This window comes from Streptomyces sp. NPDC028298, from assembly GCF_055565895.1.
Window position 1 is genome coordinate 564106 of the sequence record NZ_JBVHTL010000003.1, and the last position, 15499, is coordinate 579604.

12 protein-coding genes are annotated in these 15499 nt (G+C 72.6%); 4 read left to right on the plus strand and 8 right to left on the minus strand.

Annotation, left to right across the window (positions count from 1 at the left end):
- Nucleotides 1–17: 17 nt before the first annotated feature.
- From ACZ4TO_RS17650 to ACZ4TO_RS17685, 8 genes are all read right to left on the minus strand, one after another.
- Nucleotides 18–872, minus strand: a complete 855-nt coding sequence (locus ACZ4TO_RS17650; protein WP_385043963.1) for a hypothetical protein — start codon at nt 870–872, stop codon at nt 18–20.
- Nucleotides 869–1900 (minus strand): ABC transporter ATP-binding protein, encoded by a 1032-nt coding sequence (locus ACZ4TO_RS17655; protein WP_468024638.1) that lies wholly within the window; start codon nt 1898–1900, stop codon nt 869–871. The genes ACZ4TO_RS17650 and ACZ4TO_RS17655 overlap by 4 nt, the downstream gene beginning before the upstream one ends.
- Nucleotides 1897–2937, minus strand: a complete 1041-nt coding sequence (locus ACZ4TO_RS17660; protein WP_468024639.1) for an ABC transporter ATP-binding protein — start codon at nt 2935–2937, stop codon at nt 1897–1899. Before ACZ4TO_RS17660 ends, ACZ4TO_RS17655 begins: the two co-directional genes overlap by 4 nt.
- Before the next feature lie 5 nt (nt 2938–2942).
- The gene (locus tag ACZ4TO_RS17665) at nt 2943–3896 is read right to left on the minus strand and encodes an ABC transporter permease (RefSeq protein ID WP_468024640.1); all 954 of its coding nucleotides are present in this window, start codon (nt 3894–3896) and stop codon (nt 2943–2945) included.
- Entirely contained in the window at nt 3893–4948 is a 1056-nt protein-coding gene (locus ACZ4TO_RS17670; protein ID WP_468024641.1) for an ABC transporter permease, read from the minus strand. The genes ACZ4TO_RS17665 and ACZ4TO_RS17670 overlap by 4 nt, the downstream gene beginning before the upstream one ends.
- A gap of 3 nt (nt 4949–4951) precedes the next feature.
- Nucleotides 4952–6796: an ABC transporter substrate-binding protein gene (locus tag ACZ4TO_RS17675; protein WP_468024642.1), complete on the minus strand. Its 1845-nt coding sequence runs from the start codon at nt 6794–6796 to the stop codon at nt 4952–4954.
- 358 nt (nt 6797–7154) lie between these two features.
- A complete protein-coding gene (locus ACZ4TO_RS17680; protein ID WP_468024643.1) occupies nt 7155–8534 on the minus strand; it encodes a M20/M25/M40 family metallo-hydrolase in 1380 nt (459 codons plus the stop codon).
- Between the two features lie 122 nt (nt 8535–8656).
- Nucleotides 8657–9781, minus strand: coding sequence for a MurR/RpiR family transcriptional regulator (locus ACZ4TO_RS17685; RefSeq protein WP_468024644.1), 1125 nt, complete (start codon nt 9779–9781; stop codon nt 8657–8659).
- 350 nt (nt 9782–10131) lie between these two features.
- On the opposite strand from ACZ4TO_RS17685, the gene ACZ4TO_RS17690 reads away from it, so the two are divergent.
- From ACZ4TO_RS17690 to ACZ4TO_RS17705, 4 genes are all read left to right on the plus strand, one after another.
- The gene (locus ACZ4TO_RS17690) at nt 10132–10734 is read left to right on the plus strand and encodes a helix-turn-helix domain-containing protein (protein WP_382786125.1); all 603 of its coding nucleotides are present in this window, start codon (nt 10132–10134) and stop codon (nt 10732–10734) included.
- A 4-nt stretch (nt 10735–10738) separates the two neighbouring features.
- Nucleotides 10739–12127 carry a diaminopimelate decarboxylase gene (gene lysA / locus ACZ4TO_RS17695; RefSeq protein ID WP_468024645.1) on the plus strand — a complete coding sequence of 463 codons (1389 nt, stop codon included), beginning with the start codon at nt 10739–10741 and terminating at the stop codon, nt 12125–12127.
- A gap of 363 nt (nt 12128–12490) precedes the next feature.
- Nucleotides 12491–14560, plus strand: a complete 2070-nt coding sequence (locus ACZ4TO_RS17700) for a prolyl oligopeptidase family serine peptidase (RefSeq protein ID WP_468024646.1) — start codon at nt 12491–12493, stop codon at nt 14558–14560.
- Nucleotides 14561–14757: 197 nt separating this feature from the next.
- Entirely contained in the window at nt 14758–15489 is a 732-nt protein-coding gene (locus ACZ4TO_RS17705) for a hypothetical protein (protein ID WP_468024647.1), read from the plus strand.
- The last annotated feature ends 10 nt before the right edge of the window (nt 15490–15499 follow it).

The window sequence follows — 15499 nt, forward strand, 5'->3', positions numbered from 1 at the left end:
ACCGTGCGGGGCCCCGGTCAGGGGCGAGGGGCCGTGCCGGGTGCGGCGGCACGGGGGATGAAGCGGTACGCGGCGAGCCCGCCCGGCAGCCGTACGCAGGAGACGGCCGTGCGGTCGGCGAGCAGCCGGGTGAAGGTGGGCGTGAGGCGGCCGCGCAGCCGGGCGGCGTGCTCGGGGCCGGCCTCGGCGCGCAGCCGGTGCCAGTCGTCGGGCAGGACCACGATCCGGTCGTCGCCCTCGTCGTACACCTGGCCGACGCTCCAGCCGCCGGGCGGCGGACCGGGAGCGGGCGCGGCGGGCCGTGCCGGGGCGTCCAGGTGCCAGGAGACGATGAAGCGGTCGGTGGACTCGCCGGTGGCGGCGCCGAAGCCGGAGGCGCCGTACATCGCGGGCTTGAACGCGTCCACCACCGTGCCGAGCACGTCCAGGTTGAAGTGGGCGTTGCGGGTCTGCATCGGGTCGTACGCCCAGCGGATCAGCGTCGTCCCCTCCGCCAGGCAGCGGTCGCGCTGGCCGAGCTTGAGCAGCCGTCCGATGCCGAGGCCCTGGCGTTCGTGCGCCACCACGGCGAGCTGCGAGTACTGGTACAGGCGTGGGCCCCGCCCGTCGGTGCCCCGCTCGCGGGCGAGGAAGCTGTAGGTGAATCCCACCAGCGCCTCGCCGAGATAGGCGCCGACGACCATGCCGCTGTTGTCCTGCAGGGCGGTCAGCAGGCGCGGGTTGAGGCTGCCGTCGCCGGGGCGCAGACCCATGACCCGCTCGTACAGCGCGACGCAGTCGCCCATCTCCAGCGGGCCGTCCACGTCACGTACGACCAGCGGCGGAGCCGTCCGGGCACCGGCCGCGCACCTCGGTGTCGCCGTCGCGTTCACGAGGCGCTCGCGAGGTGACACGCGGCCCGGCCGCCCGCCGGCGCCTGTGCCGGAAGGACCGGCAGGGTCCGCCGGTCGCAGCCCGCCTCCGCACGGCCCGCCGCGTCGAGGCCCGCCCACGCGGGGCAGCGCGGATGGAACCGGCAGCCCTCGGGCACGTCGGTCGGGTCCGGCGGCTCGCCCTGGAGCAGTTGGGGCCGCCGCTCACCGCGGCCGCCCTCCGCGGACACCACCGACAGCAGCGCCTTGGTGTACGGGTGCTTCGGCGCGAGGAGGACCTCCTCCACGGTGCCCACCTCGACGATCCGGCCCAGGTACATCACCGCCACCCGGTCGGCGATGTTCCAGGCCAGGCCCAGGTCGTGACTGACCACCAGGGAGGACAGGCCGAGGTCGCGGCGCAGGTCGAGGACGAGCTTGAGGATCTCGCCGCGCACGGAGGCGTCCAGCGAGGCCACCGGTTCGTCGGCCACGATCACCGAGGGCTCCAGCGCCAACGCGCCCGCGATCACCACGCGTTGCTGCTGCCCGCCGGACATCTCGTGCGGGAAGCGGGACAGGAACTGCTCCGGTGGGCGCAGCCCGGCCTTGGACAGGGCGGTGTGCACGCGCTGTTCGAGGCCGTCCTTCATCCGGTGCAGCCGGGGACCCTCGGCGACCGCGTCGAACACGTTCTGCCGCGGGTTCAGGGCGCCGCCGGGGTCCTGCAGGACGAACTGGACCTTGCGGCGGTGCGCCTTGAGCGCGGCGCTCGTGTAGCGCAGCGGCACGCCGTCGCTCAGCACCTCGCCCGACGTGGGCTTGACCAGCCCGGTCAGGGCGCGGGCCAGGGTGGACTTGCCGCAGCCGGACTCGCCGATCAGGGCGAGGATCTCGCCGCGGCCGAGCTGGAGGTCGACGCCGTCCACCGCGCGGGCGGGGCCGCGGCCCGCCCGGGGCGGGTAGGTGATGTGCAGGTCGCGGACCTCCAGCGCCGGCGCCGTGGCCGCGTCGGGTCCGGTGAGCGTGCCCGTGGTGGTGACGGTCATGAGCGGGCTCCTTCCGCTGACGGTTCGGGCACGGGCGGGGCCGTGGCGAGGTTCGGGAAACCGGGCAGCACCCGCAGGCACGCCGACTGCCGTCCGGGACCGGCCGGCCACAGCTCCACGGGGGTGCCGTGGCAGACCGCGTGGACGTCCGGGCAGCGCGCCGCGAACGGGCAGCCGGGGCCGAGCGCGGCCGGGTCGGGAGGGTCGCCGGGCAGGCCGGCCGGCGCCCTGCGGGAGGCCGGGTCGCCGATGGTGGGGAAGGCGCGGGACAGCGCCCGGGTGTAGGGGTGCAACGGGTCGTCCAGGAGCTGCCGGGACGGGCCGGACTCGACCAGTTCGCCGGCGTACATCACCGCCAGCCGGTCGCACATCTGGCCGAGGACGGACAGGTCGTGGCTGATCATGATGACGCCGATGCCCTCGTCGCGTACGAGGTCCGACAGTAGGTCCAGGATCTGGGCCTGCACCATCACGTCCAGGGCCGTCGTCGGCTCGTCCGCGATGATCAGGTTCGGGCGGCAGGCGAGCGCCATCGCGATCATGACGCGCTGGCGCTGCCCGCCGGAGAACTCGTGCGGATAGCTGCGCATACGCCGGGCCGGGACGCCCACCGACTCCAGCAGTTCGGCCGCGCGGGCGCGGGCCTGCTTGTCGGTGATCCGGCCGCCCTCCTCGCCGGCCCTGCGGCCGTGCAGCAGGATCGGTTCGACGAGCTGGTCGCCGATGGTGTGCACCGGGTTGAGGGCGGTCATCGCGCCCTGGAAGACCACCGAGGCCTCCGCCCAGCGCACCGCGCGCATCCGGCTCCAGTTCGCCGTGAGCAGGTCCTCGCCCTGGTACAGGACCTGGCCGGTGACCTCGGCGGCGGCCGGCAGCAGCCGCAGCAGGCTCATCGCCAGGGTGGACTTGCCCGAGCCGGACTCGCCGGCCAGCCCGAGCGTCTGTCCGGCGTCCAGGGTGAGGTCCACCCCGCGCACGGCGGGCACCGTGCGCCCGCCACTGCGATACGTGACCTTGAGGTCCCTGACCTCCAGCATCGCGTTCAACGTGTCTTCACCGACCTCGGGTTGAGAAGGGTCTCCACGGCGCGGCCGGTCAGGGTGAAGCCGAGGACGACGATCAGGATGGCGATGCCCGGCGGGTACAGGTACCACCAGGCGCCGGAGGTGACGGCGCCGCCGCTGAGCGCCGAGTTGAGCATCGCGCCCCAGGAGATGCCCGTCGGGTCGCCCAGACCGAGGAAGGTCAGGGTCGCCTCGGACAGGATCGCCGAGGCCACCGTCAGGGTGGAGGAGACGAGGATCAGCGGGGTGACGTTCGGCAGGACGTGCCGCAGCATCACCTGCGGCCCGCCCGCGCCCAGCGCTCTGGCCCGCTCGATGAACGGCTTGGCCTCCACCGCGAGGGTCTGCGCCCGTGCCAGCCGCGCCGTGGAGGACCAACTGGTCACCGCGATGGCGATGGTGATGGACGCGGTGCCCTGGCCGATCACCGCCGACAGCGAGATGGCCAGCGGCAGGCTGGGCAGCGCGATGAACCAGTCGGTGAGGTGCATCAGCGCCTTGCCGATCCAGCCGCCGTAATGACCGGCGACCAGGCCGACCGCGCTGCCGAGCACCACCGTCAGGACCGTGGCCATCAGACCGATGGACAGCGAGGAGCGTGCCCCCCAGATGACCAGCAGCAGGATGGAGCGACCCTCCTGGTCGGTGCCGAGCGGATACCCGTCGGTGGGGGAGTGCAGCGAGGGGCCGTCCACCTTGATGACGTCGAGGTCGTCGGCCGAGATGAACAGCGGCGCGCACAGGGCCAGCAGGCCGAACACGACCAGGATGGTGAGGCCGGCCACGCCGGAGCGGATGCGGACGAAGGAGCGTACGAAACCGGCGAATCCGTCGCGGCGCGGCGTCGGCGCGGCCGGTACGGCCGGCGGCGTGGGGTCGGCCCCCGCCCGGGGCGGGGAGACGGCCTCGGTGAGGGGTTCGTGGTGGGTCACTGGGCACGCACCCGGGGGTCGAGGAAGCGGTAGATCACGTCGGCGAGGAGGTTCATGAGGATCACCGACGCGCTGAAGACGATGAACGTGCCCTGGAGCAGCGGCAGATCGGGCACCTTCAGGGCCTGGTAGCTGAGCTGTCCGAGGCCCGGCCAGGAGTAGACGGTCTCCACGGTGATGGCACCGCCGAGCACGGTGCCCAGGTGCATGAAGATCATGGTGACCGAGGGCAGCAGCGCGTTGGGGACGGCGTGCCTGCGGCGTACGTCGTCGTCACGCAGCCCCTTGGCCCGCGCGGTGAGCAGGTACGGGCTGCCCAGCTCGTCGATGATCGACGAGCGCATGACGGCCACGTACTGGGCGAAGATCACCAGGACCATGGTCAGACAGGGCAGGACCAGGTGCTCGGCCACGTCGAGGACGTGGTCCAGGCCGCCGGTGATCGCCGGGTCGCTCATCCCGCCCGCGGGCAGGAAGCCGGGGATCGGGCCGATGCCGACGCTGAAGGTGATCAGCAGGATCATGCCCAGCCAGAAGGTCGGCACCGACCACAGCGTCAGGGAGACGCCGGTGGCGATGCGGTCCAGCCAACTCCCGTGCCGCCAGCCGGACCTGATGCCCAGCCAGAGACCGAGCACCACCGAGATGACGGTGGCCGTGCCCATCAGCAGCAGGGTCGGCCACAGCCGGTCGCCGATGAGGGAGCTGACCGGCTGCTGGAACTCCCAGGATTCCCCGAGGTGACCGGTCAGGGTCTCGGTGGCGAAGTGGAGGAAGCGTTCGGGCACCGACTGGTCCAGGCCGAGCTGGTGGCGCAACTGCGCCATCTGCGCGTCGCTGGTCGGCCGGCCGCGGGTGATGGACTGCACCGGGTCCGCCGGCATCAGGCTGAACAGGACGAACCCGATGACGAGGGTGGCCAGGAAGCTGACGGCCGCGGCCACCAGCTTCGTGGCCAGGTAGCGTGCGAATCCCGAGCCGGGCCGGGGCCCGCCGCGCGGGGCGGCGGGCTCGGCCGTGACGGCGCCGGTGGCGTCGATGGTGTCGGCCACGGTCTACTCGCGGTCGTCGGAGGAGGAGCGGCGGCGGGCCATGAACACGCCGCCCGCGGCCAGGACGACCACCGCGGCCGCCGAAGCGCCGATCAGCGTGCCGGAGTTGCCGCCCGAGGAGGAGGACGAGGCCTTGGCCGGGGTCGCGTTCAGGTACTGGTGGAAGGAGTCCTGCGCGGGGTAGGCGCCGGCGGAGTTCGCCCTGCCGTCCACGATGCCGCTCACCCGGTCGGTGCGGTACGCGGCGAGGCCACTGGCGTTGTAGATCATGATGTTCTCGTTGGCCTTGTACAGGATGGCCTGCATCTGCCGCAGCAGATCCGCGCGCTCCTTGTCGTCGAAGGCGCTCTGCTGACGCAGGAACAGGTCGTCGTAGTTCTTGTCGCAGAAGAACGAGTCGGTGCTGCCGCCCTCGCCCTTGCTGTCGGGCAGCGCCGAGCAGGTCTGGATGCCCAGCAGGTACGTCGGGTCGGGACCGGTCGACCAGGAGTCCATCAGGATGTCCCAGTCGCCCTTGGCCAGGTCGGCGTTGAGCTTGGCGGAACTCATCGACTGGATGTCGACCTTGACACCGATCTCCTTGAACCAGCCCGCGAGGTACGTGGACACCTTGGCGTCACCGTCGTCGTCGGAGTGGATGCCCAGGCGGAACTCCAGCTTGCGCTTCGACTTCGGGTCGACCCGGATGCCGTCCGAGCCCTTCTTGTAACCCGCCTCGTCCAGCACGGAGTTGGCCTTGGCCGGGTCGTAGCCGAACTTCTCCGGGTCGGAGGGCTGCCACGAGTACTGCGGCAGGGACTGCGGCAGATAGCTGCCACCGACCTCCGCCAGGCCGTTGCGGACCTTCTTCACGATGGTCGCCCGGTCGATGGCGCGTGCCAGCGCCTCGCGCACTTTGACGTCGCCGAGCGCCGGGTGACCGGTGCCGATCTTCTTGCCGTCGCGGGTCCGGGCGCCGCCGTTGACCTCGATGCCGCTCCAGCGGTTGCCGACCTGCTCGTAGGCCTTGATGCCGGACTGGCCCTTGAGCGCCTGGTACTGGGTGGGGTTGAGACCGCTGACGTAGTCCAACTGCCCCGAACGCAGGGCCGCCACCGCGGCGTCCGTGTTCTTGAAGGACTGCTCGATCATGTGGCCGTACTTGGGCGCGCCGAGTACGAAGTCCTTGTTCGCGTCGAACTTGGCGTACTGCTCCGGCTTGTAGTCCGTCAGCGTCCACGGGCCGTAGCCGACGATCGGGAAGCTGTCGTTCTTGTAGCTCTTCAGGTCCTTCACGTGGGATTCCCAGATGTGCTTCGGCACGATCGGGATGCCCGACACCGGGATGCTGACCGACAGCATGGTGGCCTGCGGCTTCTTGGTCTTCACGATCAGAGTGGTGTCGTCCGGCGCGGTGACCGACGCGAAGTTGCTCACCAGCGAGCCGTTGGCGGTGGCCGCCGTGGAGTTCTTCATGATCAGGTTGAACGTCCAGGCGGCGTCCTCGGCCGTGATCGGCTTGCCGTCGCTCCACTTCAGGCCCTTGTGGATCTTGAAGGTCCAGGTGAGCTTGTCGCCGGAGGTCGTCCAGGAGTCCGCCAGGTACGGCTTGACGGTGCCGTCCTGCTCCACCGTGTCCAGCGCCGGGTAGATGCCGGCGAACACGTCCAGGCTGCCCGCGAAGTAGGCCAGGAACGGGTTCAGGGAGTCGATGCCGATGCCGGTGATCGGCATGCGGAGGGTGCTGCCGCCGTCGTCGGCCGTGGCGGCCGGGGCGAAGGCGAGGCCCGCGCCGGTACCGAGCAGCAGTGACGTGGCCAGCGCGGCGGCCTTGCGGCCGATTCTGTGCACAGGGGCGGACGTGGTCATCGTGGACTTCTCCTGAGGTGGCGGCGGCACGGGGCCGCGAAGGGACGGGAGACGGGACGGGGCGGCCGCTGCACCGGCGACCCGGGGTGGGTCGCACGGCGCGACGATAAATGCACGTTGCACCTATTGGTCTATGCATTGGTACGTGCATTGGTTTATGCATTGGTGCATGCATGTATATGCGGGTGCACGCTGGGACGGGGGAGGGGGAGGGGGACGGTGGGGCTCTGGTGGGGACGGGCTCTGGTGTGGACGGGGGAGGGGCCGGTGCGGGGTGGGTCCGGTGCGGAGCGGGTCCGGTACGGAGCTCCGCGGCTCCGTGGCGGGCCCGTGCGGGGTCAGCCGGGGTACGGGGCGGTCATGACTCCGCCTTCCGGGGCCCGGTGCCGGTGCCGGTGCGCAGGAAGTCCTCCAGCACCCGTACGCCGAACTCCAGACTGCTGACGAGGACCTGCTCGTCGACGCCGTGCACATACCGCCACGCGTCGAAGCCGGGCGGGGTCAGACCGGGACCGAACCCGTAGCACTGGATGCCCAGTCGGGCGAACGCCTTGGCGTCGGTGCCGCCCGACATGATGAACGGCAGCACCAGCGCCCCGGGATCGGCGCGGCGCAGCGCCGCCGCCATCTCCTCGAACTCGGCCGAGGTGTGATCGGCGGAGACCGGCGCGGCGAAACTGTGGAAGGACCGCGAGACCTTCTCGCCGAGCAGGGCGTCCACCGTCGCGAAGAAGTCCTCCTCCGCGCCCGGCAGGATCCGGCCGTCCACGCCGGCCGTCGCCTCGCTCGGAATGACGTTGTGCTTGTAACCCGCCTTCATCATGGTCGGGTTGAGCGTGTTGGCGACGGTGGCCTCGATCAGTTTGGCCGCCTCGCCCAACTGCGCGAGGGACGCGGGGTCCGCGGGGTCGACCGTCACGCCCAGACGGGCGGAGAGCCCCTCCAGGAGCGCGGCCACCGGAGGCACGATCCGCACCGGCCAGCGGTGCGCGGCCAGCGCGGCGAGGGTGGCCGCCAGGGTGGCGACGGCGTTGTCCGTGTTGGGCCGGGAGCCGTGGCCCGCCGCTCCGCGTGCCGTGAGGTCCATCCAGGCGCTGCCGCGCTCGCCGACGGCGATCGGGTAGAGTCGGGAGGCGTCCGGCAGATGGACCGAGTAGCCGCCGGACTCGCCGATCGCGGTGGTGACGCCCTCGAAGAGGTCCGCGTGCCGGTCGACGAGGAAGCCCGCCCCCAGCTCGCCGGTGTCCTCCTCGTCCGCGACGAACGCCATCACGATGTCGCGTGCCGGCCTCACCCCGCGCCGCGCCCAGGACCGGGCGGCCGCGAGCATCATCGCGTCCATGTCCTTCATGTCCAGCGCACCGCGACCGAGGATCGCGCCGTCGCGTATCTCCCCGCAGAACGGGTCGAAGCTCCAGTCGGCGGGCTCGGCCGGAACCACGTCAAGGTGGCCGTGGACCAGCAGGGCCGGGGCCTCGCGGTCCTCGCCGGGGATGCGGACCACGGTGCTGGCCCGGCCGGGCGCCGATTCCAGCACGACCGGCTCGTAGCCGGACTCGGCGAGCAGTCCGGCGGTCCACTCGGCCGCCTCCCGCTCACCTCGGGAGTCGCCACCGCCGTAATTGCTGGTGTCGAAACGGATCAACCGGGCGCACAGCTCGGTGACTTCGGAGATCAGTGCGGAGTCCTCGGCGGGGGAGAGAGCGCCGCCGTCCTGGTAGAGGGTGGGGTCGTTCATGAAGAGGTACCACTTGCTTTCCCGGCGGCAGGGCGCGAGGACGGGGCCTCTGCCGTCGATGGCTCAGCGAGACGGACTCGCGGAAACGGGGAACAGGCGGGACGAGGGAGGGAGGAGGGCGGTCACCGCGCGGGCGGGGGCTCGTCCTCGGGAGCGGTGGGTAAGCCGGACGGGTTCGTGGCGGGGGTGCCGGGCAGTCCGGTGCCTGGAAGACCGGTGGCGGGAAGGTCTGCGGCGGGCAGTCCGGTGCCGGGAAGGTCCGCGGGGGGAAGTCCGGTGCCGGGAAGGTCAGCGGCGGGAAGGTGTGCGGCGGGTCCCTGGAGATCCGGCGCGCCCTCCGCTTCCTCGGCGGCCGTGACGGACGGTGTCCGGCCCAGGCCGTAGCTGCCCAGGGAGCGGAAGAGCTCCGCCCGGCGCCGGTTGCGCCGGGCCGCCCCCTTGGCGCCCGCGGCGGCCAGCGCCGCCAGCACATGGGCCGCCGCCGCCACCGCCGTCGGCGAGTGGTGCGGCGACTCGCTGCGGGTGTCCACCGCCAGGACGTGTGTGGCGAAGGAACACACCGGACTGGTGTAACTGTCGGTCAACGCGATCACCGAGGCACCCAGCGCGTGGAACTCCCGGGCCACGTCCACCGTCAGCCCGCTGTAGTTGCGGAAGCTGAACACGACCAGGACGTCCTCCGTGTGCGCGTCGCTGATCGCGTTGACGGCCGCGCCCGTCGCAGGCGGTACGAGGAACACGTCCCGCATGCTGCTGGTGAGGTCGCTGGTCAGCAGAGACGCGTACCCGGCCGACTTCAGGTCGCCGAGCACCCACCGCCGCCGCGCCCGCAACAGGGCCGCGGCCGCCAACTCCAGGGCGCCGTTGGCCTGGAGATCGGCCAGCGTGCGACGGAGGTTGCCCTCCTCCGCGGTGATCATCCGGCGCAGCGCCGACCGCTCGCGCGGCTCGGACTCCGGATCGCGGCTGGTGAACCGCAGATCCGGCTCGGCAAGGCGCAGGCCGCTCTCCCGGGCCGCCAGTTGACGCAGGTCGTCGGTGGAGGCGACTCCCGCCGCCGCCAGCAGTCCGTCGAGGTCCGCGGCGCTGGCGTCGGCCGCCCGCAGCAGTTGACCGGGGCGGCGCTCCAGCGAGGCCGGGTAGTCCTCCGCCAGCACCTCGAACAGGCGCTGCGCGGCGGGACCGCAGAGCTCGGCCGCGGCACGCAGCAGTTCGAGGGTCGGCGTAGGCGCCAGAGGACCGGTCACTGCTCACCCCTCCCACTCAGGGCAGCCCACACCCGGGAAACCGGGTGCTGAACTGCATCTCTGCTGACAGTTAAACGGCGGTGTCAGATTGCTTGATCTAAGCGATGCGTGAGTCTTACTGTCGCCGCATGACCTCGTCAAGAGCCACCGGCGCGGAAAACTCTTCGGCCGATCCGCCCTCCTCGCGGCAGAACTCGCGTCGCGCCGCCGACGATTCCGTACAGCCCGACGACGAATCGGGGAGCGGGGCGGGAGGGACCGCCTCCGCGGACGCGGGCCGGGGAGGGCAGTCCGACCGTGCGGATACGGGTCGGGGTGCGTCGTCGGTCTCCGCGGAGGCCCGTCAGGGCGTGCCGCCCGACAGCGCCGACGCGGAGCGGGGTGCGTCGCCCGAACGGGCGGACACCGGAGACGTGCTCGCCGCCTCCGTCGCCCGCGTCCGCCGGGCCGCCGGGCTCACACTGAGCGCGGTGGCGACCCGGGCCGGCGTCTCACCGGCCTACGTCTCGCAGATGGAGTCCGGCGCCGCCAACCCCACGGTCCGGACCCTCGCCCAGATCGCCGACGCCCTCGGCGCCACCCCCGCCGAACTCCTCGGCGGCACCACACCGGTCGCCGCCGCGGCCGCCCCGGCCTTCCCGCCGCGCTTCGCCCCGGCACCGCTGCTCGCCCAGGCCGACGGGCACCACGGCATCTGGGACCTCACGGCCCCCGGCGCCAGCCGAATCGGCGCCCGGCTGCTGCACGCCGACCTCGGCGACCACGACCACCCGACAGCCCACCCCGGCGAGGAGTTCGCGCTCGTCCTGGCCGGCTCCTGCCGGGTCTCGGTGGGCGGTGTCGTACGGCTCCTGCGCCGCGCCGACAGTTGCCACTTCGCCGCCACCGACGAACACCACTTCACCGACCCCAGCGACGACCTGCTGATGCTGGTCGTCCTCACCGAGGAGTAGCCCCGTGTCCACCGCTCCCTCCCTGCCCGCACCCCGGGCGGGGACCCCGCTGCCCGACGGACTGGCCGAGGCCGCCTCACCCGAGACGGCCCCCGAGGTGTGGCCGCTGACCGCCCGCACCGTCGAGGGCCGGCTGCACGTGGGCGGCGTCGCCCTGGACGACCTGGCCGACGCCTGCGGCACCGCGCTGTACGTGGTGGACGAGGCCGACTTCCGCCACCGGGCCCGGCTGTGGCGCGAGTCCGGCGCGGACCGGGTGCACTACGCCTCCAAGGCGTTCCTGTGCGCCGAGATGGTCCGCTGGGTCGACTCCGAGGGGCTGCACCTCGACGTGTGCAGCGGCGGCGAACTCCGGCTCGCCGTGGACACCGGCTTCGACGCCGCCCGGATCGTCTTCCACGGCAACAACAAGTCCGTGCCCGAACTGGAGGCCGCCGTCGCCCACGGCGTCGGTGTGGTGGTCGTCGACTGCCTGGAGGAGATCGACCGGCTCGCACGCGCCGCCGCGACGGCCGGCCGGGTCCAGGACGTCTACGTCCGGATCGCCCCCGGCGTCGCCGCCGAGACCCACGACTACATGGCCACCGGCGGCGACGACGTCAAGTTCGGCTTCCCGGTGCGCGGCGGCCACGCCGAGCGGGCCGTGCTGGCCGTCGCGGCACACCCCTCGCTGCGGCTGGCCGGCGTCCACTCCCACATCGGCTCACAGATCACCGCGACCGAGGGACTGACCCTCGCCGCCGAGCGGGTCGGCGCCTTCGTCGCAGCGCTCGCCGAGCGCCACGGCATCACCGTGGACGAGATCGACCTCGGCGGCGGCGCGGGCATCCCCTACCTGCCGGGCCAACCCCGCCTGGACCCGGCCGCGTTCACGGCCGCCCTGCGCGCCGGTCTGGAACGGGTCCTGCCCGGCTCGGCGGTACGGCTCGCCGTCGAGCCCGGCCGGTCGATGATCGGTACCGCCGGGGTGACGCTCTACCGCGTAGGCGCCGTCAAGGACGGGCTGCGCCGTCGGTTCGTCGCCGTCGACGGCGGCATGAGCGACGCCCTGCGCCCCTCCCTCTACCTCGCCCGTTACACCGCGTGGACCGCCAACCGTCCCGCCGAGGGCGATCCGGTGCACGCCGTGGTCGTGGGCCGCCACTGCGAGAGCGGGGACGTGGTCGTGCCCGACATCGCCCTGCCGGAGGACATCGCCGCCGGCGACCTCCTCGCGGTCCCCGCCACCGGGGCCTACCACCACGCCATGGCCAGCAACTACAACGCCCAGCCCCGGCCCGCCGTCGTCGCCGTACGCGACGGCAGCGCCCGTCTCATGGTCCGCCGGGAGACCCCGGAGGACCTGCGCCGCCGCGACGGGCACGGCGAGCCGGTGCGACTGACCGCCGGGTGACCTCGGCGGGGCACCGGTTCCCCTGGTCCCGAGCGCGCCTTCGGCGGGGCTCCGGTTCGCTTGACTCCGGGCGCGTCTCCGGCTGGATCCGGGCACACGTTTCGCTCATGCGGCATGTGTGCGCGGCTTACGGCGGGCAATGCCGGGTCGGCGCAACGGGCACCGGGACCACCTCCTACGAGACCGTCCTCCATGGGGCTTTCCCCAGGGGCCGGTGACCGCACCCACCCACAGCCCCGCCCTCAGCAACCCAACGGCAGTCCACCGCAGCCCATGGCAATGCTCGGCAATCCACCCCAGCCCAGGCGGTGGACCGCCCGCGCCACTTCCCCCCAACTCCCCCTCCCGTACTCGGAGTCACCCATGTCCACCGCGCCCCACCTGTCCTACGGCACTTGGCCGTCCCCGATCACCGCCGAAGCGGTCGCCGCCGCCTCCGGATCCACCTCGTGGCCCTCGGGGGCCGGCGAGGAGAACTGGTGGTGCGCCAACGACCCGGCCACCGCGACCGTACGGCTGCTGCGCAACGCCCCCGGCCACGAGGAGCCGGTCCCGGTGCTCGCCCCCGGCGTCTCCGTGCGCAACCGCTCCCTCGGATACGGCGGCAAGCCGTACTGGGTACGCGCGGCGGACCCGGCCACGGGCAGCCACCTGCTGGTCTTCACCGACCACCGCGACCAGCGCCTGTACCGAGCCGAGGTGCCCCGCCTCGGAGCCGCCGACGACAAGACGTTCCCCGTGCCCGTGCCGCTCACCCCGGCCGACCCGTCCGACCGGGAGACCTGCTGGGCCGACCCGGTGGCCGGCCCGGACGGGACCGAGGTGTGGTGCGTGCGGGAGACCACCCGCGCCGCCACCGGACCGCACGACGCCGACCCGGCACTCCGTACCGTGCGCGAGATCGTCGCCGTACCGCTGTCCGGTGCCGCCGCCGACGACCCCGGCGCGCTGCGCGTGGTGGCTCGCTCCCACCACTTCCTCTGCGGACACCGGATCTCCCCGGACGGCGGGCGACTCGCCTGGATCGGCTGGGACCACCCCCATATGCCCTGGGACAGCTCGGAGTTGATGGTCGCCGAGCTGCACGACGGCGTCGCGGGTGAGCCCGTCTGGCTGCTCGGCGGCAGCCACGACGGCACCGAGGTCTCCGTGTCCCAGGCCGCGTGGGCGGGTCCCGACACTCTCTACGCCATGGCGGACCCGGACGGCTGGTGGAACCTCCACCGCGTCGACCTGGACCCCGACCGGCCGACACCCACCGCGATCACCAACACCAACGTCCTTCCCCTCCAGGAGGATTGCGCGGGCCCCGTCTGGCGCGTCGGCGCGAGCTGGTTCGCCGTGACGCCGTACGGAGTGGTGCTGCCGCACGGCAACGGCCCGCAGCGGCTGTCCCGTTGGGCGCCCGAGAGCGGCGAACTGACCGAACTCGCCGACGGCTGGAGCAGCTTCCAGGGCGACCTCTGGTCGGACGGCGAACGGATCCTGGTCCGCGCCGCCGACCCGGCCCTCGGCTCCGCCCTGCTGTCGGTGCCGCTGGCCCCGGGTTCCGGCCCGGCCCGGCGTACCCGGCCCAAGTCCGAGGACCCGCTGGCCCCTTGGCAGCCCCGGCCCGAACGCCGTACCGTCCACGACGCGCAGGGCCGACCCGTCCACTTCGTGCTGCACCGGCCCACCCACCCCACCGCGACCGGACCCGAGGGCGAACTGCCGCCCCTGCTGGTGCAGGTCCACGGCGGTCCGACGAATTCCACCGGTGTCACCGCCGACCTGGAGTACTCCTTCTTCACCAGTCGCGGCTTCACCGTCGCGGACGTCGACTACGGCGGCTCCACCGGCTACGGCAGGGCCTACCGCGACCGGCTGCGCGGCCAGTGGGGAGTGGTGGACGTCGACGACTGCGTCACCGTCGCCCGCGCCCTGGCCGCCGAGGGGCTGGCGGATCCGGCCCGTACGGCCGTGCGCGGCGGTTCGGCCGGCGGCTGGACGACCCTGGCGTGCCTGGTCCACACCGACGTCTTCTGCGCGGGCACGGTCCTCTACCCGATCAGCGACCCGGCACGCTGGCGGGCCGAGCAGACCCACGACTTCGAGTCCCGTTACGTGGACACGCTTGTCGGCGTCCTCCCGCAGGACCGGGCCCTCTTCGACAAGATCTCACCCGCGGCGAACGCCGACCGCATCACCGCGCCGCTGGTGATGCTCCAGGGCGCGGACGATTTCATCTGCCGCCCCGACCAGGCCACGTGCATCGTGGACAATCTGGCCGAACGCGGAGTGTGGCACCGCTTCCTGCTGTTCGAGGGCGAGGGCCACGGCTTCCGCCGAGCCGACAGCGTCCGCCGCTCCCTGCTGACCGAAGTAGCCCTCTACCGCGAGGTCCTCGGCCCCCACATCGCCCCCGACGTCCCCGTGGACGCCGACACCTTGTGATCCGTGACGGCCGGGCGACGCCGTGTGCGTCCCCGGCCGGGTGGCCGGCCCCCGCAACCATGGTCAGCCGGGCGGCGTGTGATCCGGTGGGGCGGCTTTCGGCTGTTCCCGACCGGAGGGCGGGGGACCCGATGACACAGGAGCGGACCGGGGACACGACGGCGCGGACGACGCCGGGCACGAGGCGGACCAGGACCGTGCGAGGGCGCGTACTGCGCTGGGCGTTCCGCCTGGTCATGGCCGCCCTGATCCTGCTGCTCGCCCTGCGCACCTACGAGGAGACGGGCGTCGCGCACGCACAGTCGAACGGAACGCTGCACACAACCGGGGCCACCATCACGGGGCTGACGTCCCACACGGTGAGTGGGAGAGACGGCGGGGGCCAGGACGGCGGCAGCGGCGAATGGAACGTCAGCACCACGTACACGATCGGCCTGCGCATCGGTGACGGGACCAAGACGGTGAACGGCGTCCCGGACGATTCCGTGAACGACCTCCGGGAGGGGCAGCGGGTCCAGGCGGGCCTGTGGCACGGGCGGGTCGTGGAGATCGACGGGCGTGACGTGTGGCGCGGCTGGCACCCCGGAGGGTGGGACATGGCGCTGTTCATGCTCTACCCGCTGATCGCGGGCCATCTGATCGCCCTCGCCCTGGCCGCGGCCGCGAACCTGGCCGGCCGCGACGGCCGGGCACGGCTGGAGCGGAAGGAACGAGGCGCACCCTGGGTGTTCGGGTTCCTCGTCGCGATGACGGCGAGCTTCGCGCTCATCGGGTGTGCGGCTTTCGGGAACACCACCGTGTACTGGCCCCTTGTTCCGCTCGCAGCAGGAACCGCCGCCGGGCTCGCGGCGCTGAGGCGAGTCCACCGGCGGCCTCGTGCCCCACGTCCCGAGGACGCACCCGGCGGCAGCGCGCCGGCCCAGGCCTGACGGTCGGATC

Coding starts and splice junctions, on each gene's coding strand:
- ACZ4TO_RS17655 (WP_468024638.1), bottom strand. CDS start 1,900: ATGACCGTCACCACCACGGGCACGCTCACCGGACCCGACGCGGCCACG.
- ACZ4TO_RS17660 (WP_468024639.1), bottom strand. CDS start 2,937: ATGCTGGAGGTCAGGGACCTCAAGGTCACGTATCGCAGTGGCGGGCGC.
- ACZ4TO_RS17675 (WP_468024642.1), bottom strand. CDS start 6,796: ATGACCACGTCCGCCCCTGTGCACAGAATCGGCCGCAAGGCCGCCGCG.
- ACZ4TO_RS17680 (WP_468024643.1), bottom strand. CDS start 8,534: ATGAACGACCCCACCCTCTACCAGGACGGCGGCGCTCTCTCCCCCGCC.
- ACZ4TO_RS17700 (WP_468024646.1), top strand. CDS start 12,491: ATGTCCACCGCGCCCCACCTGTCCTACGGCACTTGGCCGTCCCCGATC.